Origin of the sequence: Flavobacterium quisquiliarum (assembly GCF_019308285.1) — a bacterium.
Lineage (GTDB): Bacteria > Bacteroidota > Bacteroidia > Flavobacteriales > Flavobacteriaceae > Flavobacterium > Flavobacterium quisquiliarum.
This window is the reverse complement of the sequence record NZ_WWEM01000040.1, coordinates 43,040-66,323: the sequence shown is the minus strand read 5'-3', so window position 1 is coordinate 66,323 and position 23,284 is coordinate 43,040. Positions and strand designations below refer to the sequence as shown.

Annotated in this window: 32 protein-coding genes and 2 tRNA genes; 23 read left to right on the top strand and 11 right to left on the bottom strand. The window is 31.4% G+C overall.

Annotated elements, in window-relative coordinates; all coding sequences use genetic code 11:
* Positions 1 to 16 precede the first annotated feature (16 nt).
* The 6 genes from GSY47_RS23765 (at position 17) to abc-f (ending at position 5,013) form a co-directional block, all read left to right on the top strand.
* On the top strand, positions 17 to 409 hold the full coding sequence (locus tag GSY47_RS23765) for a VOC family protein (protein ID WP_179004448.1): 393 nt from the start codon (positions 17 to 19) through the stop codon (positions 407 to 409).
* Positions 409 to 882 (top strand): DUF4265 domain-containing protein, encoded by a 474-nt coding sequence (locus GSY47_RS23760; RefSeq protein WP_179004446.1) that lies wholly within the window; start codon positions 409 to 411, stop codon positions 880 to 882. Before GSY47_RS23765 ends, GSY47_RS23760 begins: the two co-directional genes overlap by 1 nt.
* A 54-nt stretch (positions 883 to 936) precedes the next feature.
* The gene (locus GSY47_RS23755) at positions 937 to 1,788 is read left to right on the top strand and encodes a substrate-binding domain-containing protein (protein WP_179004444.1); all 852 of its coding nucleotides are present in this window, start codon (positions 937 to 939) and stop codon (positions 1,786 to 1,788) included.
* A gap of 19 nt (positions 1,789 to 1,807) precedes the next feature.
* A complete protein-coding gene (locus GSY47_RS23750; RefSeq protein ID WP_179004443.1) occupies positions 1,808 to 2,740 on the top strand; it encodes a transglutaminase in 933 nt (310 codons plus the stop codon).
* Positions 2,741 to 2,858: 118 nt separating this feature from the next.
* Positions 2,859 to 3,227, top strand: coding sequence for a hypothetical protein (locus GSY47_RS23745; RefSeq protein ID WP_179004441.1), 369 nt, complete (start codon positions 2,859 to 2,861; stop codon positions 3,225 to 3,227).
* 199 nt (positions 3,228 to 3,426) lie between these two features.
* Complete coding sequence (abc-f, locus tag GSY47_RS23740; protein WP_179004439.1) at positions 3,427 to 5,013, top strand: ribosomal protection-like ABC-F family protein; 1,587 nt, start codon at positions 3,427 to 3,429, stop codon at positions 5,011 to 5,013.
* A 16-nt stretch (positions 5,014 to 5,029) separates the two neighbouring features.
* Here abc-f and GSY47_RS23735 read toward each other — a convergent pair whose 3' ends face one another.
* Positions 5,030 to 6,004 (bottom strand): alpha/beta fold hydrolase, encoded by a 975-nt coding sequence (locus tag GSY47_RS23735; protein WP_179004437.1) that lies wholly within the window; start codon positions 6,002 to 6,004, stop codon positions 5,030 to 5,032.
* Between the two features lie 271 nt (positions 6,005 to 6,275).
* On the opposite strand from GSY47_RS23735, the gene GSY47_RS23730 reads away from it, so the two are divergent.
* The 5 genes from GSY47_RS23730 to GSY47_RS23710 all read left to right on the top strand — a co-directional run bounded on the left by GSY47_RS23730 (position 6,276) and on the right by GSY47_RS23710 (position 9,195).
* Complete coding sequence (locus GSY47_RS23730) at positions 6,276 to 7,325, top strand: linear amide C-N hydrolase (protein ID WP_179004435.1); 1,050 nt, start codon at positions 6,276 to 6,278, stop codon at positions 7,323 to 7,325.
* 131 nt (positions 7,326 to 7,456) lie between these two features.
* Positions 7,457 to 7,774 carry an ArsR/SmtB family transcription factor gene (locus tag GSY47_RS23725; protein WP_179004433.1) on the top strand — a complete coding sequence of 106 codons (318 nt, stop codon included), beginning with the start codon at positions 7,457 to 7,459 and terminating at the stop codon, positions 7,772 to 7,774.
* A gap of 3 nt (positions 7,775 to 7,777) precedes the next feature.
* Positions 7,778 to 8,245, top strand: coding sequence for an SRPBCC domain-containing protein (locus GSY47_RS23720; RefSeq protein ID WP_179004431.1), 468 nt, complete (start codon positions 7,778 to 7,780; stop codon positions 8,243 to 8,245).
* 2 nt (positions 8,246 to 8,247) lie between these two features.
* Positions 8,248 to 8,625, top strand: a complete 378-nt coding sequence (locus GSY47_RS23715) for a DoxX family protein (RefSeq protein WP_219071556.1) — start codon at positions 8,248 to 8,250, stop codon at positions 8,623 to 8,625.
* 12 nt (positions 8,626 to 8,637) lie between these two features.
* Positions 8,638 to 9,195: a DUF4256 domain-containing protein gene (locus GSY47_RS23710; RefSeq protein WP_179004427.1), complete on the top strand. Its 558-nt coding sequence runs from the start codon at positions 8,638 to 8,640 to the stop codon at positions 9,193 to 9,195.
* Between the two features lie 47 nt (positions 9,196 to 9,242).
* Here GSY47_RS23710 and GSY47_RS23705 read toward each other — a convergent pair whose 3' ends face one another.
* Positions 9,243 to 9,593 carry a DUF2200 domain-containing protein gene (locus tag GSY47_RS23705; protein ID WP_179004425.1) on the bottom strand — a complete coding sequence of 117 codons (351 nt, stop codon included), beginning with the start codon at positions 9,591 to 9,593 and terminating at the stop codon, positions 9,243 to 9,245.
* 30 nt (positions 9,594 to 9,623) lie between these two features.
* Positions 9,624 to 10,388: an XAC2610-related protein gene (locus tag GSY47_RS23700; RefSeq protein WP_219071555.1), complete on the bottom strand. Its 765-nt coding sequence runs from the start codon at positions 10,386 to 10,388 to the stop codon at positions 9,624 to 9,626.
* 111 nt (positions 10,389 to 10,499) lie between these two features.
* On the opposite strand from GSY47_RS23700, the gene GSY47_RS23695 reads away from it, so the two are divergent.
* Together GSY47_RS23695 and GSY47_RS23690 are read left to right on the top strand one after the other, a co-directional pair.
* The gene (locus GSY47_RS23695; RefSeq protein ID WP_179004420.1) at positions 10,500 to 10,904 is read left to right on the top strand and encodes a VOC family protein; all 405 of its coding nucleotides are present in this window, start codon (positions 10,500 to 10,502) and stop codon (positions 10,902 to 10,904) included.
* Positions 10,905 to 11,070: 166 nt separating this feature from the next.
* Positions 11,071 to 11,490 carry a serine O-acetyltransferase gene (locus GSY47_RS23690; protein WP_246611383.1) on the top strand — a complete coding sequence of 140 codons (420 nt, stop codon included), beginning with the start codon at positions 11,071 to 11,073 and terminating at the stop codon, positions 11,488 to 11,490.
* A gap of 46 nt (positions 11,491 to 11,536) precedes the next feature.
* Here GSY47_RS23690 and map read toward each other — a convergent pair whose 3' ends face one another.
* The 3 genes from map to GSY47_RS23675 all read right to left on the bottom strand — a co-directional run bounded on the left by map (position 11,537) and on the right by GSY47_RS23675 (position 14,025).
* Positions 11,537 to 12,301, bottom strand: a complete 765-nt coding sequence (gene map, locus GSY47_RS23685; RefSeq protein ID WP_179004416.1) for a type I methionyl aminopeptidase — start codon at positions 12,299 to 12,301, stop codon at positions 11,537 to 11,539.
* A gap of 337 nt (positions 12,302 to 12,638) precedes the next feature.
* Positions 12,639 to 13,376 carry an SDR family oxidoreductase gene (locus tag GSY47_RS23680; protein WP_179004414.1) on the bottom strand — a complete coding sequence of 246 codons (738 nt, stop codon included), beginning with the start codon at positions 13,374 to 13,376 and terminating at the stop codon, positions 12,639 to 12,641.
* A 79-nt stretch (positions 13,377 to 13,455) separates the two neighbouring features.
* On the bottom strand, positions 13,456 to 14,025 hold the full coding sequence (locus GSY47_RS23675) for a Crp/Fnr family transcriptional regulator (protein WP_091497885.1): 570 nt from the start codon (positions 14,023 to 14,025) through the stop codon (positions 13,456 to 13,458).
* 111 nt (positions 14,026 to 14,136) lie between these two features.
* On the opposite strand from GSY47_RS23675, the gene GSY47_RS23670 reads away from it, so the two are divergent.
* Positions 14,137 to 14,595: a DUF4262 domain-containing protein gene (locus tag GSY47_RS23670; RefSeq protein WP_179004413.1), complete on the top strand. Its 459-nt coding sequence runs from the start codon at positions 14,137 to 14,139 to the stop codon at positions 14,593 to 14,595.
* A gap of 4 nt (positions 14,596 to 14,599) precedes the next feature.
* Here the strand turns inward: GSY47_RS23670 and GSY47_RS23665 are convergent, their stop codons facing one another.
* Positions 14,600 to 14,995, bottom strand: coding sequence for a VOC family protein (locus tag GSY47_RS23665; RefSeq protein ID WP_179004411.1), 396 nt, complete (start codon positions 14,993 to 14,995; stop codon positions 14,600 to 14,602).
* A 124-nt stretch (positions 14,996 to 15,119) separates the two neighbouring features.
* Here GSY47_RS23665 and GSY47_RS23660 point away from each other — a divergent pair, with 124 nt between their 5' ends.
* The 4 genes from GSY47_RS23660 to GSY47_RS23645 are packed head-to-tail and all read left to right on the top strand — an operon-like array spanning position 15,120 to position 18,152.
* Entirely contained in the window at positions 15,120 to 15,635 is a 516-nt protein-coding gene (locus GSY47_RS23660; protein ID WP_179004409.1) for a hypothetical protein, read from the top strand.
* A 24-nt stretch (positions 15,636 to 15,659) separates the two neighbouring features.
* Positions 15,660 to 17,030: a hypothetical protein gene (locus GSY47_RS23655; protein WP_179004407.1), complete on the top strand. Its 1,371-nt coding sequence runs from the start codon at positions 15,660 to 15,662 to the stop codon at positions 17,028 to 17,030.
* A 6-nt stretch (positions 17,031 to 17,036) separates the two neighbouring features.
* A complete protein-coding gene (locus GSY47_RS23650; protein WP_179004405.1) occupies positions 17,037 to 17,609 on the top strand; it encodes a hypothetical protein in 573 nt (190 codons plus the stop codon).
* 39 nt (positions 17,610 to 17,648) lie between these two features.
* On the top strand, positions 17,649 to 18,152 hold the full coding sequence (locus tag GSY47_RS23645) for an endonuclease V (RefSeq protein ID WP_179004403.1): 504 nt from the start codon (positions 17,649 to 17,651) through the stop codon (positions 18,150 to 18,152).
* 47 nt (positions 18,153 to 18,199) lie between these two features.
* On the opposite strand, the gene GSY47_RS23640 is transcribed toward GSY47_RS23645, so the two are convergent.
* Complete coding sequence (locus GSY47_RS23640) at positions 18,200 to 18,775, bottom strand: HD domain-containing protein (RefSeq protein WP_179004401.1); 576 nt, start codon at positions 18,773 to 18,775, stop codon at positions 18,200 to 18,202.
* A 121-nt stretch (positions 18,776 to 18,896) separates the two neighbouring features.
* Between GSY47_RS23640 and GSY47_RS23635 the strand changes: the two genes are divergently transcribed.
* The 5 genes from GSY47_RS23635 to GSY47_RS23615 all read left to right on the top strand — a co-directional run bounded on the left by GSY47_RS23635 (position 18,897) and on the right by GSY47_RS23615 (position 22,399).
* Positions 18,897 to 19,460, top strand: a complete 564-nt coding sequence (locus GSY47_RS23635; protein WP_179004398.1) for a Crp/Fnr family transcriptional regulator — start codon at positions 18,897 to 18,899, stop codon at positions 19,458 to 19,460.
* Between the two features lie 73 nt (positions 19,461 to 19,533).
* Positions 19,534 to 20,334 (top strand): MBL fold metallo-hydrolase, encoded by an 801-nt coding sequence (locus tag GSY47_RS23630; RefSeq protein WP_179004396.1) that lies wholly within the window; start codon positions 19,534 to 19,536, stop codon positions 20,332 to 20,334.
* An 83-nt stretch (positions 20,335 to 20,417) separates the two neighbouring features.
* Positions 20,418 to 20,918 (top strand): hypothetical protein, encoded by a 501-nt coding sequence (locus tag GSY47_RS23625; RefSeq protein ID WP_179004394.1) that lies wholly within the window; start codon positions 20,418 to 20,420, stop codon positions 20,916 to 20,918.
* A gap of 2 nt (positions 20,919 to 20,920) precedes the next feature.
* Entirely contained in the window at positions 20,921 to 21,709 is a 789-nt protein-coding gene (locus tag GSY47_RS23620) for a hypothetical protein (RefSeq protein WP_179004392.1), read from the top strand.
* Between the two features lie 18 nt (positions 21,710 to 21,727).
* Positions 21,728 to 22,399, top strand: a complete 672-nt coding sequence (locus GSY47_RS23615; protein WP_179004390.1) for a hypothetical protein — start codon at positions 21,728 to 21,730, stop codon at positions 22,397 to 22,399.
* Positions 22,400 to 22,406: 7 nt separating this feature from the next.
* Here the strand turns inward: GSY47_RS23615 and GSY47_RS23610 are convergent, their stop codons facing one another.
* The 3 genes from GSY47_RS23610 to GSY47_RS23600 form a co-directional block, all read right to left on the bottom strand.
* Entirely contained in the window at positions 22,407 to 22,814 is a 408-nt protein-coding gene (locus GSY47_RS23610; RefSeq protein WP_179004388.1) for a helix-turn-helix domain-containing protein, read from the bottom strand.
* Between the two features lie 114 nt (positions 22,815 to 22,928).
* Positions 22,929 to 23,009 (bottom strand) — tRNA-Tyr (locus GSY47_RS23605).
* A gap of 53 nt (positions 23,010 to 23,062) precedes the next feature.
* Positions 23,063 to 23,137, bottom strand: a tRNA-Val gene (locus GSY47_RS23600).
* Positions 23,138 to 23,284: the final 147 nt, after the last annotated feature.

The following is a 23,284-nucleotide window of genomic DNA, read 5'->3' as shown; positions in this document are numbered from 1 at the left end:
TTATAAGGTCTAAATTATGTTTTTAAGAGTAGCACGACATACCAATGATTTAAAGAAAATAGAAGATTTTTATGTAGATATTCTTGGTTTTGAATTATTGGGAGGTTTTGAAAAACACAATAATTACGATGGAATTTTTATTGGAAAATCAGGTTTAGACTGGCATTTTGAATTCACACAATCTAATGCAAAGGCCAATCATTCTTTTGATGAAGATGATATTATAGTGCTTTATCCAAAAACAATTGCCACTTACAACGAATTAATACATAAGCTTACACACCATAATATTCCAACGATAGAACCGGTTAATCCATTCTGGAAGGAAAACGGAAAAATGATTCAGGATCCAGACGGTTACCGAATCGTAATATCATCACTAAAAGCCATAATAAACGAAATTGAATAATGTCTGAAACTCATAAAAAAATACTATTTAAATATTACAGCGATTATCTGGACGAAGTAGTTTCTGAAACGATGTGGGCAGAAATTATAGATCTTGAAAAAGGTCTTTTTAAACTGGATAATATTCCATTTTTTGGACCATTAATTGCTACAGACGACATTTTTTATGCAGAATATGATGAAACAGAAGAGCGTTTCATGCATAGAAAAACAATACAAAACTCAGGAAATTCAATTGTTCAGATTGCTATTTTAGAAAAAGGTTTTGACAAAGAAATCATCCGCGAAAAATTGAAGGCAATAAATTGTTTGTCGGAAGGATTGAACGAAACTTTTTTTGCTGCAGAAATTGTGAAAGATGTAGATTATGCTTTGGTAAGAAGTGTGCTGAACGATTATGAGGCACAGGAAATTATTGAATATGCAGAACCTTGTCTTTCAGAAAAACATCGAACAGATTTACTTAAAAACTAAACAAACTTAAGATTACGCATACCAAGCAGGCAACTTAACTTAAACTTAAAATAAATGAAAACTGTCAAAATTGCGGGTGTTCCGGAACACTTCAATTTGCCGTGGCATCTATGCATTGAAAATGGCGAATTTGAAGAAGAGAACATCGACTTACAATGGAGGAATGTTCCCGAAGGCACTGGGAAAATGTGTCAAATGCTTCGTGACGGCGAAACTGATTTAGCGGTTATTTTGACCGAAGGAATCTTAAAGGATATTGCAGCAGGAAATCCGAGCAAAATTGTCCAGATTTACGTGCAATCGCCTTTAATTTGGGGAATTCACGTAGCGGCGAAATCTGATTTTCAGACTTTAAAAGATTTGAAAAACAAAAAAGCGGCAATTTCAAGAGTAGGTTCAGGATCTCAGTTAATGGCTTATGTTAACGCAAGTGAACAAGGCTGGCAGCCTGATGATCTGGAATTTGAAATCGTAAATACAATTGACGGAGCTGTTGATGCTTTGATGAACCAGAAAGCAGACTATTTTATGTGGGAACGTTTTATGACAAAACCTCTTGTTGATCAAGGTATATTCAGACGTATTGATGACTGCCCTACTCCTTGGCCTTCTTTTATTATTGCGGTTCGCGATGAATTCTTGAAAAAGAATCCTAAAGTGGTAGAAAAAATTTTGGATATCATTAATAAAACTACGGTTGATTTTAAGGAGATTCCTGAGATTGATAAAAAGTTATCTAAACTTTTTAATCAAAAAGCATCAGATATAAAAGAATGGCTGAAATTGACACAATGGTCACAAAAGAATTTAACAGAAAAGTCTTTTAATAAAATTCAAAATCAATTATTTGATCTGGGAATTATTGATAAAAAAAGTATTTTTGTAGAAACCGTAAAAGCACTGTGATACTGCTTTTTTGATTCGTATGATGAAATTCCCTAAAATCGACTTTCCGAGATTAAAATCTAAACTGCAGGTGAAATCACCGTGGGACAGAATTATTATTTCGATTTTAAGTTTTTTGATTACAATTCCGATTTTCATCATACTGCATCAAAATTTAATCGATTTGGAATGGGCATTCAATCTGGATCGCGTATTCATCTTTATATTTGTTTTTGCCGCTATATTTTTTCTTCTGATGTATCTCAGAACCATAATTATTTTGTGCATTGCAGCTTATTTACTCGTATTGTTTTACGGAAGTGTTATTGGAAATTACGGTTTCAGTGAAATCTCAGAAGATTACAATTCGATGATTTATACCATGTCCGACAATCCGTATCCGCAGGATATTATTGTGGCTAAACTGCTGCCTTTTCCCAATAAATCAAAAATTATCAATGCGATAGAATATCAGAATCCTAGAGTGCGAAATTTTGCTATTATGGCAACAAGTAAGCATTTTAAAGGAATTAGAGGATATTCAGATTATAGAACTATTATTCAATGCTTTGCTGTTTTTAAAGAGATAAACAGCCGATGGAACTACGTTAACGATCCAAAAGATGGTGATTATATCGCAACCGCCAGCGAATCCTTAGATTATTTCTCTGGCGATTGCGACGATCACTCTATTCTGATGGCAGCAGCTATTCGATCCATTGGAGGAACTCCAAGGCTTATTCATACAAAAGGCCACATTTATCCAGAGATTTTAATTGGTTCAATGATAGACTTGGAAAAAGTAAATTACTTGATTAAAAACGTTCTTTTTGTCAAAGAAAGCTATGGTAAAAAACTTCATTATCATATTGACGAACGCGGACAAGTCTGGATGAATCTCGATTATACGGCAACTTATCCTGGCGGGCCATTTATGTACGAGGAAATACTGGGAGCTTTAACCCTTAACTAGAGTATGTTTTTTTGTGATTTTGCTAACAAAAAAAATCTTCATAAATATTTGGCTTCTAATAATTTAATGTCATTTTTTTTTGTAACTTTTTCCTGTTTAACTTTTTAATCGCATAATCATGAAAAACTCTAAATTATTTACCCTCGTAATTGCAGTTGTTGTTTTATTAATGGTTTCATGTCATACTAAAAGAAATAGATTAGTGAATTCATGGAAAGTCACTGCAATCGAACCAAAAACACCAATGTCAGATTCTACTAAAAATGCCATTTTAACTAATGGAACCCTCACATTTACAGAAGACGGACATGTTACGGGATATTTGCTTCGTGAAATAACAGACGGAACTTATGCTTTAACCAAAAAAGGAACAAGTCTTGTTATCAAAGATGAAGTTGGCACACCTTATCCTTGTGTAAGCACCATTACGGATGATAAATTAATTTTAGATGCAAAAGAAGCTAAGATTACACTTGATAAAATTTAAATACACACTTAAATCCAATACAAAAAGCCATTCTTTAAACTGTTAAGGATGGTTTTTTGATTTTTAAAACTAAAATAAATATCTTTGCACTTCTTCAAATGTGTTTTAGAATATGTGAAAAATAATTTCTTTCAGAAAATTTAGTGAGTAACCGCCAATCTGCGGTGCTTGATTATTTATCTATATAAAGAAAGGAATTATGCTTATTCTTCAAAATATCTCGTACCAGCATGAGAATAAAAACATGCTGTTTCAAAACATTAGTTTTACTATAAATAAAAATGACAAAACAGCTTTAGTCGGAAATAATGGTGTTGGAAAATCTACATTATTGAAAATTATTGCGGGACAATTACAGCCAATTTCTGGTCAGATTATTCAAAACTCAATCCCCTATTTTGTACCGCAATTATTTGGTCAGTTTAATGATGTTTCTATTTCTGAAGCCTTATCAATAAAGGATAAAATAAAATCACTTAAAGAAATACTTGAAGGCAATGTAACAGAGGAAAATCTTCAATTATTAGACGATGACTGGACTATTGAAGAGCGTTGTACAGAAGCATTATCGTACTGGCAGTTACAGGATTTAGATTTAGAACAAAAAATGGGAACACTAAGTGGCGGGCAGAAAACAAAAGTATTTTTGGCCGGCATTATGATCCAGCAGCCCGATTTGGTTTTGTTAGACGAACCGAGTAATCATTTGGATTTTGCAGGAAGAAAATTGCTGTATGATTTTATAAAATCTACATCAAGTTCACTTTTAATTGTAAGTCATGACCGAACGCTTTTAAATCTTCTAAACAAAACTTTTGAAATGAGTAAAAACGGCATTGCTGCTTATGGCGGGAATTATGATTTTTACAATGAACAGAAAAAGATAGAAAAGAATGCTTTGGAGCTTGATGTACAAAGCAAAGAAAAAGCGCTTAAAAAAGCGAAAGAAAAAGAACGGGAAACAATTGAACGTCAGAATAAATTAGATTCCAGAGGAAAAAAGAAACAGGAAAAGTCTGGAGTTGCTAGAATTATGATGAATACGTTGCGAAATAAAGCCGAAAACAGTAGTTCTAAACTAAAAGATGTTCATGCAGAAAAAATCAGTGGTATTTCAGATGATTTAAGACAGCTTCGTTCATCGCTTCCGGTAATAGATCAAATGAAGTTTGGATTTTCTGATACTACATTTCTCAAAGGAAAAACCATTTTTAGAGCAGAAGAATTAAATTACAGCTATAATAATGAATCGCTCTGGAAAGAAAATCTCAATTTTGAAATTCTTTCTGGTGATCGCTTAAGTATTAAAGGTTTAAACGGTTCAGGGAAAACGACTTTAATTAGAATTATTCTAGGAGAATTAAAGCCTAAAAATGGGAACGTTACTTCGCTGGCCAAAAAAACAATTTACATTGATCAGGATTATTCGCTTTTGCATAATGATTTGAATATCTATGAACAGGCTCAGCAGTTTAACGATTGCAGTTTGGAAGAACATGACATCAAAATGAGACTCAATCGCTTTTTATTTTCTCAAAATGATTGGAATAAATCGTGTAACACTTTAAGCGGAGGAGAAAGAATGCGTCTTATGCTATGTTGTTTGACAATTAGTAATGAAGCTCCTGAAATTATCATTTTAGATGAGCCTACAAATAATTTGGATATTCAAAACATAGAAATTCTTACTGCGGCTCTCAATGAGTATCAAGGAACATTAATTGTGATATCTCACGATGAATCTTTTTTAGATGAAATAAAAATAAAAGGAAGTATTATGCTTTAAAAAAAATGCGCCAGAATTATTCTGGCGCTAATCTTTTAATTTCGTTGCAAATCAACTCTGGTTCTTGAAGTGTTATATAATGACCGCTTTTCTGTGCGAAGACTTGTTTACTTTTAGAAGAAAGATTTAGAAGGTCTTTTTGTAAACTGTTATGGACGGTTAAATATTCTTTTTCCAACTTTTCATCTTTAGCGCCTTCCACTCCATTTGGATAACCTGCTGTGATTATAGTTAAAGGAACAGAACCAAAATCATCTATTTCTGAGGCTTCTTTCATTAGTTTTTTATCATTCTCCAATTCGGTCATCATTCCATCAAAAATACGGTAGAAATAGGTTTTTACATTTTTATTGAACCAGTGTTCTTTTGGGACTGCAGTTGTAAACGGAACATTACTGTATAGAATTCTGATTACTCCTATTTCATTTAGGAAACTTAAAAAAGCTCTCGGAGGTGGCTGAACAGAGTTTTTAAGCGCTGTAGATGATTTTTCTAACTGTTTTGGATGCGAAACATCAACAAATACAATTCCTGCCAAATCTTTGATATTTTCTTTAATAAATAATCTTGATGTAATGCCTCCAAATGAATGTCCAACCAAAATATAAGGCTTTGGACAATTGGTTTGCTCTAAAAGCTGTTTAAGATCGTCTGCATATCGTCTCAAGGAAACTTTTTCCGTTGGATCACTCCACATAATTCCTGCTTTATCATAAGCAATTGTGGTGTAATTTTTAGAAAGTTTCTTCTGTATTTCCTGCCAATGCAGATAATCTCCACCTAGACCAGATTCAAAAACTACTGTGCAATTTCCTTTTCCTTCTTTTTTATAGTGAATTTTTCGACCATCAATTGTAGCAAATTCTGAGTCAGCTGGACCCTTTGTGTCAAAATAAAAACGTGAAATATGCTCAAACACAAAACCAATTGCAATTAAAATTAAGAGAATAAGTAATGCTATTTTTAGGACTTTAAATAACTTTTTTATCATTTTGAATATATTTTTGAAGGAACTCAACTTGAACCAATCCCTTCAAAAATAGCGTTATTTTGTTCAAAAATCAAAACTATTTATAATTATTCTAAATAATTTTTGATATAAAAAAACTTTTTTACTCAAGCTCAAATTTATTTGCAATACTATTTATTTGATATTCATAATTTTATAGGAATTGCGTAAATTGCAGAGAAAGGTTTTATGTACAAATTTTTATTCCTCTACTTCATATACTGATTAACGTTTAACTAAAATGTAAAATACCATGAAATCACGAAACAAAATTTTCTCGCTTTTACTTGCTTTTACTCTCATCAGTGAAACGGTGCTCCCGTGTACAAGAGTTGTGTACGAAGGTTTAAACGGTACCATAATAACAGCCCGCTCGATGGACTGGCGTAGTGAAATACCTGCCAATTTATGGATTTTTCCACGAGGTATTGAACGTGCAGGTGAAGTTGGCACAAGTTCAGTGAAATGGAAATCAAAATACGGAAGCGTTATTACAAGCTCTTGGGATATTGCCTCTTCTGACGGAATGAATGAAAAAGGATTGGTAGGTAATCTTTTATGGCTGGTTGAATCTCAATATCCAAAATTTGAAAAGAATGGTAAAGTAAAAGGTTTAGCGGTTTCATTATGGCTTCAATATGTTTTAGATAATTTTTCGACCGTTTCCGAGGTTGTGGCTGCTTTAGAAAAAGAAGATTTTGTTGTGGCTTCCTCTCATATTCCGGGCACAAATATTTTTGCAACGGTACATTTAGCCGTTTCTGATGCTTCTGGCGATAATGCGATTTTTGAATATATTAATGAAAAGCTGGTCATTCATCACGATAGAAAATATGTAACCATGACCAACTCTCCTATTTTTAATGATCAATTGGCTATTAATACCTATTGGAAAAGCATTCCTGGAACAGTTATGCTTCCAGGAACAAACAGAGCAGCCGATCGTTTTGTAAGAGCTTCTTACTATATAGATGCCATTCCGAAAACAGATAATACTAGAAATGCTTTGGCAAGTGTCTTTGGTGTGATTAGAAATTGTTCTGTACCATTGGGAATTGCTTCACCAACAGAGCCCAACATCTCCTCTACGCGCTGGAGAACGGTTGCAGACCAAAAAAATCTGGTTTACTATTTTGATAATGTGCTGAATCCGAATGTGATTTGGGTAGAATTCAGTAAAATTGATTTTAGCGAAAAAGCTAAAATTAGAAAGTTGAGTTTGGCTAATAATGAGAATTATTCTGGTGAATCGTTGATTAATTTTAAAGAGGCCAAACCTTTTCAGTTTGCGGGTCTGGATTAATTTATTGGTTGCAAAGAGCTTTAAAAACCTTCAAATTAACCATTTGAAGGTTTTTCTTTTTTTTAAATAAAACCAAAATAAGATTGTGCAATCAAATGACTTCATTATATTTGCAGTCAAATAACTGCGTAATGGAAATTAGAAGAGATGTATTTCAGGCAATAGCCGACCCGACCCGAAGAGCTATATTGAGTCTGGTTGCCGTACAAGCAATGACGCCAGGTGCCATTGCAGCCAACTTTAATTCGTCAAGACAGACGATTTCGAAACATATTCAGATTTTAAACGAATGTGAATTATTGCATCAAACACAAAGCGGAAGAGAAATTTATTATCATTTAAATCCTCAAAAAATGAAAGAAATTGACAACTTCATTGAACCGTTCAGACAAATGTGGGACGATCGTTTCAACAAACTCGAATCGATTATGAAAAACTATAAAAAATAAACCATGGAAAAGAAAACAAAAATTCATGCCGAAGACAACAGACACGATCTTACGATTACCAGAGAATTTGATCTGCCTGTAGAATTGCTTTTCAGAGCCTACGAAGATCCTGAAATTGTAGCACAATGGATGGGAACTAAAGTGATAAAACTGGAAAGTAAAAAATACGGTTCATGGGAATTTGAAACCAGTGATCCTAATGGAAGTGTTGTTTTTAGAGCAAACGGGGTGATTCATGATTTTATTCCGAATGAAAGAATTGTCCGCACTTTTGAAATGGATAATATCAATTTTGCACCGCAGTTGGAGTTTTTGGAATTCGACAAACTTACAGATGAAACCAGTAAACTTACGATGCAGATTATTTACAAATCAATTGAGCACAGGACAAATCAATTGAAACTGCCATTTGCACAAGGTTTAAATATGGCTCACAATCGATTAGAAGAAATTGTAACTAAAATAAAATAATCATGAGTAAACGAAACAAAATCATCTATTGGATTGCCACACTTTGGCTGTCTTTAGGAATGATATCGACAGGAATTGTACAATTAATGCTGATAAAAGAAGAAACGGAAATGATGAAACATTTAGGTTATCCGCTTTATTTTCTAACGCTTTTAGGTGTCTGGAAACTTTTAGGTGTGATTGCGATATTAATTCCGAAATTTGGCTTACTGAAAGAATGGGCTTATGCAGGCTTTTTCTTTGCCATGTCTGGAGCTGTAGTTTCTCATCTGGCGGTTGGTGACAGTGCTAAAGAACTTTTCGGCCCAATATTATTAATTGTTTTGACCATTGTTTCCTGGTATTACAGACCAGAGAACAGAAAATGTTCTGCAAACTAAAATTTGAATGTTATGAAAAGAGAATTGACTGCCAACGAACAAGAAGAGATTTTAAATACGTTGGAAAAACGTTTTGAAAAAAATCCAAACAGACATAAAAATTTGGAATGGTCAGCTATTGAAGCCAAATTAAAAACCAATCCTAAAAAATTGTGGTCATTGGATGAAATGGAAAGAACTGAAGGCGAACCGGATGTTATTGGCTATGATGAAAAAACAAAAGAATATCTTTTTGTAGATTGTTCTCCTGAAAGTCCAAAAGGTCGAAGAAGTGTTTGTTACGATCATGAAGCGCTTGAAAAAAGAAAAGAGCACAAACCTTTAAACAGCGCTATTAATATGGCGGAAGAAATGGGAATTGAAATTCTAAATGAAGAACAATACAAAGAGCTCCAAAAGTTTGGAAAATTTGATACTAAAACATCAAGCTGGATTTTAACTCCAACAGGAATTAGAAAATTAGGAGGAGCTATTTTTTCTGATTTTAGATACAATACCGTTTTTGTTTATCATAACGGCGCAGAATCTTATTACGCCGCACGAGGATTTCGCGGTTTACTAAGAGTTTAGAAATAATGACATAAAACCTTCGGAATATTATTTTGGAGGTTTTGTTTTTATTCCCTCAGAATCTTTTCCATTTTCTTTCCTTTCGCCAATTCATCTACTAATTTATCCATATAACGAATTTTTTTCATCAATGGATCTTCAATTTCTTCAATACGATAACCACAGATCATTCCCGTAATTTTTGAAGCATTAGGATTTAGTTTTGGTGCTTCATCAAAGAAAGTTTGCAAATCTGATTTCTTTTCAATCTGATCTTTAAATTGAGATTCGCTATAACCTGTTAACCATAAAATTACGGTGTCTACTTCTTCTTTGGTTCTTCCCTTCTTTTCTGCCTTTTGAATGTACATTGGGTAAACACTGGCAAATAGTATTTTGTATACTCTGTCGTTTTTCATGAGAGTCTTTTTTAAGATTTATAATTAATTCTATTGTGTTGAATTAACTTCATAATCATATTCTTCAAGAGGATTATAATTTATGAATCTAATCATTTCATCATTTGAACCGGAATAAGTTTCAGATCGAAGCTTTCTTTTTTTATTTTTTTCAATCAAATAAATTTCAATTTTTCCATCCATAAAATCTACTCTGGCAAATTCAACTAAATGATCTTTTCTAAGTTTTAAAAATGTTGTGCTTGAACCTGCATAAACACTTAAAGCGTCAATACAATCCAGCTTTTCATTGTATTGAAGATTAGGATACAAATCTGAATTCTTTATTTCTATAAATTTATGCTCTTTATTTGAAAAAATAAACAATTTTCTGATATCATTAGCTCCTCTTCCAGCTGTTGAATAATGAATTGTAAAGTCATTGAATCCGTCGTTATTGAAATCTTCAATTTCTGTAATCAAAGGGATATCACTTTCTTTTGGTAAAGAATATTTTTGAATATTCTTCCATTTATCATTTTGCTTTAGAAAAAGTTTAAAAGAAACATTGGTATTATTATCAATTGTAGTTTGGGTAATTTCAATTTTATATTTTCCCTTTTCAGCAATTCTAGTGCTGTCTATAAAAGTTTCAGTTTCTGTAAAACTCTCTTCTGCTTTAATTATTTTATGTTTAACCTGATTCTTTATTTCTTTCTGGTTCATAACTACTTTTGAAGAAGTTTTATTATGCTCAGATGATTTATTGCAATTGGCAAGAAAAACAAAAATTATCAATAATGGAATATTTTTCATTTAGATTCATTTGACCTTAAAATTATAAAATTATTTAAATAGACAGCAGAATATAAAATACGATCGTACAGAAAAATAATTTACCTTAGATATTAAATAAAAGAAGAAATCATGAAAGATTATAATTCATCAGACAAAACACCAAAAGTAACAGGACTTGGAGGTATTTTCTTTTTTATGGATAATCCAAAAGAAACGAAAGACTGGTACGCCAAAAATTTAGGATTGGAAATTAACGATTGGGGATCGTCAAGTTTTGAGTCCCGAAATATTGATAATCCGGAACAAATAGAATCAACACAATGGTGTCCTTTTAAGAAAGGTGACGAATATTTTTCGCCATCCAAAAAAGAGTTTATGATAAATTACCGTGTTCAGAATATCGAAGGTCTTTTAGAAAAACTCAAAGCAAACGGAGTGACGATTCTCGATGATATTGAAACGTACGATTATGGAAAGTTTGTTCATATAATGGACACTGAAGGCAATAAAATTGAACTTTGGGAACCGATTTAATTAGGAATTATAAATTGTTAATTATAAGTGTAATGATTAATATTTGATAAAAAATATGTTTAATACATTGGTTAGAATAAATTGCCATTCAAAGAACAGTTTTTTAAGAGAAATTGCAGGCAATTTATTAGAAAAGCTTTATTGCTGTGAAATAAATTGTGCCGAAATGGACAGAAGCGTTTTGTTTGCACATCATGGACGAGGATGCACAATTGTGGCTTCTAAAATCTGTGAAAATGTCGTCATCTTTCAAAATGTTTCTATTGGAGCTAATCTGAAATACAGCAAAATCACCAATGAATGGGAGAATGTTGGAAATCCAATTATTGCCAGGAATGTTATTATTGCTGATGGGGCCAAAATTTTAGGACCAATAGTAATTGGAGAAAATTCGGTTATTGGTGCCGGAGCCATTATAACCAAAAGTATTCCTGCAAATAGTGTGGCTTATGGTGTAAATCAGTTTAAAGTGAAAGATAAAGATTATGATTTCATATTTAATTCAAATATGATTAATCCTCAGAAAATCATAGAAACAAATAAAAACTTAGTAGCGAAATTTAATAAACAGAATAATCTCGCTTAAAAAAACTCCATTAGAAGTAATGGAGTTTTTGTGTATTAAGAATTATTTAATTCCAGATTTCATTCATTTCTGTCAAAATGATTGGCTTGCCTTCTGTAACGACAATTGTATGTTCGTGTTGTGCCATAAAACCGCCTTTATTTCCAACCATTGTCCAGCCGTCTTTCATTGTTTCTGCATAAGTAGAGGTCGTAGAAATAAACGTTTCAATTGCGACAACCGAATTCTTTTTAAATCTTGTTACATTAAAACGGTCTCTGTAATTGGCAATTTCGTGCGGTGCTTCGTGAAGACTTCTCCCTACTCCATGTCCGGTTAGGTTTTTAATAACTTTATAACCTTTTTTCTTCGCTTCGGTTTCAATTAAAAATCCGATGTCAGAAATACGAACACCGCCTTTTATGTTATGAATTGCTTTATGAAGAATTTGTTTAGAAGCTTCAATCAGTTTTTGATGTTCATTTACATCTTCTCCAATCACAAAAGAACCTCCATTATCTGACCAAAAACCGTCTAATTCGGCAGAAACATCAATATTGATTAAATCTCCTTCCTGCAGAATTCTTTTATCAGAAGGAATTCCGTGGCAAAATTCATTATCAACACTGATGCAAGTCCAGCCTGGAAAACCATAAGTTTCATAAGGTGCCGATTTGGCTCCGAAACTTTTTAGTATTTGTCCGCCGTATTCGTCCAATTCTTTGGTTGACATACCTGCTTTGGCAAACTTTCTCATTTCTTTTAAAGTAAATGCAACGGCCTCGCTGGCTTTTTTCATTCCGGCTAATTCTGCTTCTGTTGTAATTGACATGCTTTTTGTTTTAGAAATTTTCAGGCTACTAATTTACCGCTTTAAATTTTATTATTCTTTCTCTCAGGGTATTTTTAAACACATAGAAACATAGTATTTGCTTGTCTGAAAAAGAAAACAAAAAGAAACTAGTTTCTAACACATAGTTTTTGCTATGTGTATTAATATAAATGAAATGCCTTTAAGCGGTTCTTGAAATTATGTTTCTATGTGTTTAGAAAAACTATACTCAAAGTATTTTACTAATTATAATTTAATTCTAAAAACGATTGGTTTTAAAAATAAAAACTCCAAAATCTACTTGACTTTGGAGTTTTTGTAATGTTTTAAAAATCTTTTACCACGGACTTTCTTCACTTTTGTCTTCGATATCATTGCTGAAGAATTTTCCGGTTGGTCCGTTTTCATCTGTCAGAGTATGTTTAATGATAAAGCTTGAAGCACTTTCTACACTTCCAGGTCCGCTGTGATGATTAAAATCTGTTGCGGTATAACCTGGATCAATCGCATTTACCTTGAAACCTAAATCTTTTAATTCATAAGCTAAAGTCACAGTGAACGCATTTAAGGCCGTTTTAGATGAAACATAAGAAACTGCCTTAATTGCATAATATTTCCAGGCAGGATCGCTGTGTAACGTTAACGAACCAAGACCAGATGTAATATTGCTTATTCTAGGATTTTTAGATTTTTTAAGCAATTCCAGAAATGTCTGTGTGACTCTGATGACACCAAAAAAATTCGTATCAAATACATTTTGAATATTTTCAACCGAAGTTGACGAAGAATCTTGTGGTACATCTCCTAGAATTCCGGCGTTATTAATTAAAATATCGAGTTTTCCCTGTTCTTTCTCTACAAGATTTTTAGCTTCCAAAACACTTTCAGCATTTGTAACGTCGATTTGAATTGCTTTAATGTTTTCGAATCCGTTTTGAGTTAGTTCTTTTACAACTTCCTCACCTTTTTGAAGATCACGGCATCCTAAATAAATGAATAATCCTTTTTTTGAAAGCTGTTTTGCAGTTTCTAAACCTATACTTCTATTTGCACCTGTAATTAATACTGAATCCATTTTTTATCTTTTTAAATTATTGATTACAAAGTTGCACCGATAAAAAACAAAAACATTTGCCAAATGACAAAAAGCAACTTTAGCGGATATTTTTTCGGATTCGGCTTAAAGAAGATTGTGTTATTCCCAAATAAGAAGCCAGATAAGAAAGCGGAACACGATTGATAACATTAGGAAACATTTCCATAAAGGACAAATAACGAGTTGTGGCATCTTCTGAAACCAGCGGACTTCTTCTGGAGACTTTATCAATCAATGCTTTATTAATGATTTTGTGAACGATTTTATCCCAGCCAATAATTGTATTTAAAAGTTCTTCCCAGTCTTTTTTAGAAAAAACAATCATTTTGCAATCGGTAACAGCTTCAACGTATGCCGAAGAACAAATACTGTTTTCAAAACTTTCTAAATCTACAACCAGATTGTTCTCGTCAATAAAATATTTAGTGATTTCTTCGCCTTTGTTGTTGTAATAGCAGACTCTCATCACTCCATCGATAATAAAACCAACTTCTACAGACACTTTTCCGGCTTCAGAAAAATAGTTTTCTTTTTTAATTTCTCTTTCTTGGGCTTTGCTTAAAATTAAATCAATCTGTTGCTGATTCAAACTGCCAAATTTCAATATGTATGCTACTAATTCTTTCATGCACGAAAGTTAGGGATAAGTTTTTAATGGAAATTTGTCATATGGCAAAAAGAATGAAGTTATGTTTTATATTAGCCAATCTATTTAATAAATATGTCTAAAATTATTACAATGAAGAATACTGAAAAACAAAAAGAATTATACTTTGAAAAAGTTTATGATAATATTAGAAATAAAGGATATCATACTACAGCTGTATTAGAAGAGGATAATTTTACACCTTTTGCATATTCAACAGGCATATTTGAAAACTTTAAAATACCCGAGTTATTTATATCTGGACTTGGGCCTAATTTGTCAGGAGAAATTATTCAAAATTATGTTGAAAAATATAAGTTTAGTGAAGTTTCTTTAAATGAAAAGATAGATGATTTGGTAGAAAATTTCCCAGTTTATTTTATCAAAATAAAAAATGAAAATCTTTCAGAATACGTATTAACATCCATCAAATTTTATGAAAACAAAGAATATGCTTATCTACAACTTATATTTCCAGATTTGAAAGGAAAATTTCCAAATGAGCCAGGATATGATTATGACCAAACTATTGTTGGAGAATTTTTACTTTAAATTTTTACATTCCCGGCCAATACAGAAAATTAAATTTATGTCCATCAGGATCGGCAAATGTAAAAGTATAACCTTGTTCGTAATTTTCGGGTTCAGAGATTATTGTTCCGCCTGCTTTTTGAACTATTTCGACCCATTGTTCTACTTCTTCCCTGCTTTGAGCAGATAAAGAAAATATAACTTCATTTTCATTTAAAGCATTGGTTAATTTTCCTTTTAAGGCATTTTCGAGTCTTTTCGCAATAAAGAAATTGATTATAAAATTATTCTCTGCAATTGAAAAACTGACTAGTTCATCTGTTTCTTTTCCGTTTTGACTAAATCCTAAACCGGAATAAAAATCAATTGTTTTTTGTATGTTCTGTACAGCCAGATTTGCCCATATCATTTTCGTTTTCATCTGTTTTGGTTTTATATGAATAGATAGTTTGTTAAAGTTAAGCAATTTAGCCTTTAGTTGGATTTTAAAGATATTTCTTATATTAGCTCAAATAGATTTTATAGAAAACAAAATAGTATTTGATATGAAAAACATATTCATTTTGTTAGTTTTATTTTTAAGCATTTCGACTATCTGTGCACAGCAAAAGAAGACTAAGAAAGCAATAATAAAACCCGCTGTTTCTAATACAGCTTCAACACAAAAAAAGCGAATTGAAACTATTAAAATCAAAGGCAATTTATATGATGTTTATTGGGTGTACGAAAAAAAACTCATGTCTGAACAAACACCACAAGATACCTTAATTTGGTATGATTTCACCTTTAAAAACACTAAAGGAAGTGCCTATTATAAAGAGTCACAAAAATATGCCACTATAAAAGGCAAAATTGCCAGAGAAGGATTCTACAAAATAAAAAATGATACGTTAGTAATAACGGTTAATTATTATGATCCGTATCACGGTGGTAGATTAATTGATTATTATGTTCCTGACAAAAAAGGATATTTACGCGAAGTAAAAAGCGAAATGAAAGGTATTGATACCGATACTGTTTCAGATCGATATATTAAAACAGAAAGAATGAAAGCTCCATAAAAAACTAAAACCTTAAAAACCAATATGAAGAAAATATTTCTACTAGCCTTTTTATTTTTAACATCATTAATATTCGGACAAAAGACCACTTTTACTATTAAATATTCAGAACAGTTAGCGGTTTATCTTTTTATAGAAAATCTTTCTGAACATTATCCTGAAAACGTCTTTAAGACTGAATTTCAAAAATCTAAATACAATACGGAGAAATATAAGAACATAATTTCCAAGTTTGATAAACTGATAGTAGACTATAGTTTTCGATTTGATGAATATCCGTATGGATCCAAAAAAAATATGCAAACAAATGATCTTCTGAAAAAAAATCTTATCGAAACCAATAATCTTAATGATTTTAAACTTCGTTCTGCTGGCTTTATTCCAATCCAAACTTTGAGCGATTTAGCTTCTTGCATTGCTGAATTTACAGATGTTTACAATGAGTTGATTTACAATCCAAATAAAGAAAAATTTGAAAAACAATTAAGAGATATGATAAAATACTCAAGCGATAATAATATCGTTGGCTATTTTGAAACGGGACTTTTGTTTTATAATTCAAGCTGGGATAATGCGATTCCGTTTGTTTCTGCATTTTATCCTTTGCCAAATTCAAAAGGATTTACAGCTCAGGCTTTTTGCAACAATTTTATTAGTGCTGTACAAGTTGATCTGAATTCGAATAAGGATTTGTTTAGTGTAATGATGCACGAAACGTATCATATTGTGTATGATGAGCAATCATTTGAAGTCAAAACAGAGATTGACACTTATTTCAAAGAAAACAAATCAAAATGCAGTAATTACGCCTATCAGCTTATGAATGAAGTTTTAGCCACTGCTTTAGGAAATGGCTATGTCTATGAAAAACTAGATGGGAAATTAGACGCTGGGGATTGGTACAACAGAAAATATATCAATTTGATGGCAAAAAAGATTTATCCAATTGTGAAAGAATATATCGATCAGAAAAAGGCAATGGATAAAAACTTTATTGATACTTACATCAAGCTCTATGAAGAAAATTTTCCAAACTGGATCGATGAACTCGATAACATAATGACTTACAGATATGTCCTTTCTGAAAATGAGACTGATTTAAGGGGAATTAGTAAATTGTTTCGTTATCGTTCTAGAACAGAGTTTGACTCTGAAATTACAGAAAACAGCATCAATAAAATGAAGGATACTCCTTTGACGAAAGTTGTAATCATTTCTAAAAATACTGCTGAGAAAGTTAAGCTTCTGAAAAATAAATTTCCTGAATTAAAAGAATGGAAATCCAATGCAAACAAAGAATTTGCTAATAAATTTTTCCTAAATGATAAAAGCCAATTAATCATTATTAATCAAAAAGAATCTGCAATTGAGACACTTTTTAAACTAATAAAATAATTGAATATGAAAATTTTAAAACCTTTTTCCTCATTATTTTCTTTAATACTTACAGGTTGTGTTGGAAACATGAATCCAACCGGTGGAAATTCGTCACCAGATTATCCTTATTACATTACTACAGAACCCATGATGGTGAAGAAAATTATGGTTCCAAAAGGCACAAAACTGACTTATGACGAGCACTTTTTTGTATCGGGAGAACAAACTCATAAAATGAGCGAAAAAAGGCTGACTGATATAAAATTACCAGAAGGACAATACATAAATTGGGGCGGAGTTCCTGTATATGAAATTTACAAGTTTTTTAACTCCGAAATGCGTGGTTATTCTGTCTACGCAGATTTCAGTAAATTAAGTGCAGATAAAAAAACAAAATTTTCTGACCTCTGGCAAAGCTGTAGCAATGACATAGGAATCACAATTAAAAATGATGAGGATTGGTCGTTCAATAAAGACAATATAGCCGATGTAGAAAGTTGCAGCGTATTGTACCAGCGTTATTTTAAAGATGATGCCAAACAACAGGGTTTTCTAAATGAAATGTTGACAGAACTAAGAAAAGTTAACTCTAAGTAACCTATCTTCGTTTTAAATAAATAAGCCTTCTGAAAAATTATGATCTTAGCTTTTGATACCTATTATTTTGACCAAAAAGCCAAAACCGTTTGCCTTGAATTTTCTGAATGGAATGAGGATAAAAACTTTAAAGTTTACACTGAAATTATTGATAATGTTGAAGAATATATTCCAGGTGAATTTTATAAAAGAGAATTACCCTGTATTTTAAGTTTGCTAAATCAAATTGATTTAGCAACAATTGATGTAATCGTTGTAGATGGTTTTGTGTATTTAAATGATGAAGGAAAATACGGTTTAGGCGGTTATTTGTATGAAAAATTAAATAAACAAATTCCGATTATTGGTGTTGCCAAAACAAATTTTGCTTCTATAGAAAAGAATAAAAAAGCTTTATTTAGAGGAGACAGCAAGAAACCTTTGTATATTACTTCTGTCGGAATCGATTTGGAGGAAGTTTTCAAAAAAGTTGAAAGTATGCATGGAGAATTTAGATTTCCGACTTTGCTAAAAGAATTAGATAGACTAACAAAGGAAATTTGATTAAAAAAAAGCTCCAAAATCTATATGAATTTGGAGCTTTTCTGTTATTAATTTGAAGTACTCAGAAAACGATAATACTCTTTAATCTTATTTTGCAGTCTATTGGCTAAATACTGATTTCCGTCTTTTAATTCGTACAATATAATTTCAGCTTCCTGAATATATTTTAGTTTTTTTTCGTCATCCCAGTAATATGGTGGTTGGTATAAATTACAGATTCTATCTGCCATTTTAACTGCCCAGACTTCTATAGGCTGTTGTTTGATTCTGCTTAAACTATCCAGCATTTTTTCTAGAGAATCCTTAATTTCATCATTCTTCGTTAATGCTAGAACTCCTGAAGCCACTTCACTTCCAAATAAATCATTTACTCTTTCATAATCAAATGCAGTATCTTCTATGGTATCATGAAGCATGGCACATTTAACGGCCAGATCAGCATTCATATTTTCAGTTAAACGCGTGGCATTTAAAACTTCAAAAACAACACTTCCAATATGATTGATATATTCTACTCTTTCTCCCGCATTACTTCCACCATATTTTTGTCCGTCATGAAGTTTTGAAACCAATTGCCAGGTATTCTGAATTTCGTCTATTGACCAGTCTTTTTCTTGTTGCATGTAGAAATGTTTTTTGATTGATTGTAATTTATGGCTTTTTTTGAAAATTTGCAACAATTCATTAGCTTGTTCTGTGTTTTCAATTGTTGGAATGATTGTATATTAGCTTAAAAATAATGAAATGACATCATTAATTGAATATTTTAGAAAATTAGGTTTTGCTGAAAATACTTTAAGCGAATTTTTAAGCTGTATAAAAACACGACAATTCTCAGCAAACGAACTAATTCTTGTTCAAGGACAGATTGAAAACTATTTATCTTTTATAGATACTGGAGTTGTTAGATATTATGTTGTTGCAAACGACAAAGAAATTACGTTTGATTTTGCTTTCAAAGATACTTTCTATTGTGCATATGATTCTTTTTACAATAGAACCCAAACCAGAATTTATGTTCAGGCATTAACTGATTGTCAACTATATTCGATATCTCATGAAAACTTACAGCGTCTTTACGAAAAATGTGAAACAGCTAAAAAACTTGGACGTATTGCCACAGAATATCTATTGGATAAAAAAGTCAAAAGAGAATTAGCTCTTTTGACCAAAACACCGCAAGAGCGATATGAAAAACTGCTATTTGAACAGCCTAAATACATCAAACAGATTCCGCTAAAATATCTTGCATCTTACATAGGAATTGTACCCGAAACTTTGAGCAGAATTAGAAAACGCATTTCTTGACTAAAGTCAATTTGCAGACTATTTATTTAACTCAGCTTTGTATAAACATTTTATTACTTAAAATTTTATGCAAATGAAAGTTACTATTACTCATATCGACACAGCTTGTGTACTGATAAATATAAATGGTTTTAAGATTTTAACTGATCCAACTCTAGACAAAAGAGACAGATTCTTTCCTCAATATGTCAGCAGTCCGATGGCATTTTCAAAAAAATATTGCAGTCCTTCCCTATCAATTGAAGAAATTGGAAAAGTAGATTTGGTTCTATTAAGCCACGATCATCACAGCGATAATTTAGACAAAAAAGGACGATCTTTTATTAGAACAGTTCCAGTTGTACTTTCTACAAAAGATGCCGTAGAGCGTTTAAAAGACACAAATACTATTGGGCTTGATAACTGGCAGGAATATGAAGTTGAAACAGAAAAAGTAAAAAACCTAAAAATTACTGCTATACCAGCTCAGCATACCAATATTAAAAGATTGAATAAAGTTATGGGCAAAGTAATAGGTTTTACTTTAGAATGGACAGGACAGACAAACGGCTGTCTTTATATTTCTGGCGATACGGTGCTTTTTGAAGGATTATACGAATTAAAGAAAAAGAAAAAAGTAGATATTGCAATTCTACATTTAGGTGCCGGTGCATTTCCTTATCTAAAAAAGAATTTGAGGGTAACAATGAACGGCAAAGAAGCTATTGAAACAACCCAGCTTTTAAGCCCGAACCTTGTAATTCCGATACATTATGAAGGTTGGTGGCATTTTAAGCAATCTGTAAAATCTTTAAAAAGCGAAATTGAAAGCTCTGAGGTAAAAAATAAGTTTTTATGGCTGGAAAGCGGTACAGAAGTTTTTTTACCAATTTAAATACCAATAAAAAATAAATATGAAATGATGCTTAATCAGGTTTTATTTATATTAGCGAAGTATTAAAGAAATTCAATATTTCTATGTCAGTCGTCAAAACAATTATTGAGAATTTAAAAATCTTATCGGAGAATTTCAAGTACAAGTCAGATACCTTCTCTAACTCGGTTATTTTTATTAATGAAGTAAACAAAATCAAAATCCAGCCTGAGAACAAAGTAGGTTTTAGTATTACTTATAATTTGTATTTCGGAGAAAAAATGCTCTTGGTATCAGAAGAAGCAGTTTATCATTTTTGTCTGGACTTGTTCAAAAGGAAAAATAGTGATATAGAAGTGATTTATCGTGCGGGTAAGCCAATTGATGTTAGTGAATGGTTTAAAATTGAAAGAAAAGAAGCTTTGGATGCAATTGACGCTATTCAAAAAGAATTGGAGTACAATTACAGACTTAAATATTTATTTTTAGAAAGTAAACGATTCGATATCATCTATTTTAATGATCTAATGATTATAGAAGACAAAAAGAAGGAATATTTGTTTAATGTATTTGATTTTAAAATCTTAAAACTCTATGAAAACTAAAAATGAATCTATTAAAAATATTTGACCAGACATTTACCCATAAAAAAAGGTTTGTTTTCTTTATTTTGTTTGAATTATTGAGCAATGCTGAGTTTGAAGAAACAATGCCTGTAGAATATGAAGAATTATTGTCAAAATTTAATCTAAAACTTGATTATGGCAGTTTTAACGAATTTGATTTAAATGTTGTTCTCAATCAAGAAAATAAAGCTTTATTTATAAAAATATTCGAATCAATAAATTCTAACAGATTTAACTTAGTCTCGAATGATGCTAACCAAGTATTAAAATCGAAGCTATTCTCAAATCGGGATCGTAAGAAAATGGGTAGGATTATCTGCGATGAACTTGAAAATAAAATCTATATCACAGATATTTTTAATGCAATTTTAAATGGTTTAAAATTTGAAACTTTTTATGAAGTAAGTGTTGTTGCTTCAGATGATTTAATCGGTGATTGGACTTCAATTAAAGAAACAGGTCAGTTAAGGATAAACTACAACATGACAGATTGGATGCCAATTGGTTCTAAAATTAAACTGAAAATTGAACCATTTAAAGATGAACTTTATAAATTCATTGGTTTGGCAACAGTAATGGACTATAATACAAAAGAAACTTTTTTGATAACCGTTCATGAAACTAATGTTCACATAAAAAATGGCTTTTTTTATCATTATCATTTCCAGACAAATAATTTTTTATATAAAAAACCAATCTACGAGTTTGAAAATGATATTTTTAAGACCACGATTGATAATTATGATTTTGTTTTCAAAAGAGAATACTAATTAATCCCTAAGTTAAATATGAAGTTTTGTATAAATATTTATAAGTCAGATCTAGAAGGTAAAGAAGCTATCGCAAATTTTACAAGTCTTAAAGAAGATGAAGACTATTTTTATATTGAAAAAGATGAATATTACAGATTTCAAATTGATTTAGAAGATTTGGTTCGCGGAGATATAATTGGAGATTTATACGAAAATATCAACCAAGTTAATTTTGATGAAACAACAGTTTTTCTTTTTCAGAAATTAAATTTGAATAATGATGAATCTTTATTGCGTCTTATTCCTGAAATCAGTTTATCAAATCAGATTTTATTTGATTTTAGCACCAAATTAATTGAATACTATCAAAATTCTGATGAAGATGTATATTTCTATAGTTTGGAATATGATAACTTGGTTTCGACACTTCATAGATTTACTGTCACTAATGAAAACTATAAAGTAGATACTTATGACACTATTGACAACAGAATAGATGAAGTTGAATTATACAATTATTCAAATAATACATCTCAAAAATTAGTAGTAAAGAATAAAAATGAAATAAATATTTTGGGAAATAAGTTTATAGTCAAAAAAACATTCTTTAAAGAGAAAAAAATCGAACGACTATCAAAGTTGTTAAAACTTCTTGAAGTTGCTAAACACTATAAAGGGATTAATTGTGCAATTGGAATGTATGTATGATAAAAAATTATTTTTCTCTTACTAGTTTTTCCAAAGCTTTAATATGCTCGTCTTTCGCTTTTAAAAGTTCTGAATTCAATCGCTTAATTTCTTCCAAAGCTTCTACCCATTTGTCTACTGGATTTACATTGAAAGTTGGATAATAATTATAACCGTTAGATTGGTCGTTAAAAGTGTTAGAAATAATATGTACTGCTTGTTCCTCATCAAAGTTCTGAAAAGCTTCTACAGGAATTCTCAAAAAATTAGAAATTTGTTTTAACAGATTTTCTTCAATAACATCTTTCTGTTCAAGCATAGAAATTTTCTTCTGACTCCAATCTTCTCCAAGATCATAAGCCAAGGCTTCCTGTTTTATACCTAACATTTCTCTAAAACGCTTTACGTTTCTTCCCTGATGAATTTTCTGTTCCATGATGAATATTGATTTTCTGAAAACTCAAAGATAAACTTATCCTGAGTAAAAGTCTCTATTTCAAAGATAAAAAAAAACTCCAAAATCAAATGATTTCAGAGTTTTGGAAATTTGTGGGGAGAGCAGGATTCGAACCTGCGAAGTTCACACAGCAGATTTACAGTCTGCCCTCGTTGGCCGCTTGAGTATCTCCCCAAAATGTATAAAAGTGTAAAAAAAAAATCCTTAATTGCTTAAGGAGTCTTTTGTGGGCGATGAGGGGTTCGAACCCCCGACCCCCTCGGTGTAAACGAGGTGCTCTGAACCAGCTGAGCTAATCGCCCTATTTTACTAGGTTGCTATTTTCTTGAATAGCTAGTGCAAATATTTTTCTAGATTTTATATTTGCTAATATTTTAAGTTAAAAACTTGTGGGCGATGAGGGGTTCGAACCCCCGACCCCCTCGGTGTAAACGAGGTGCTCTGAACCA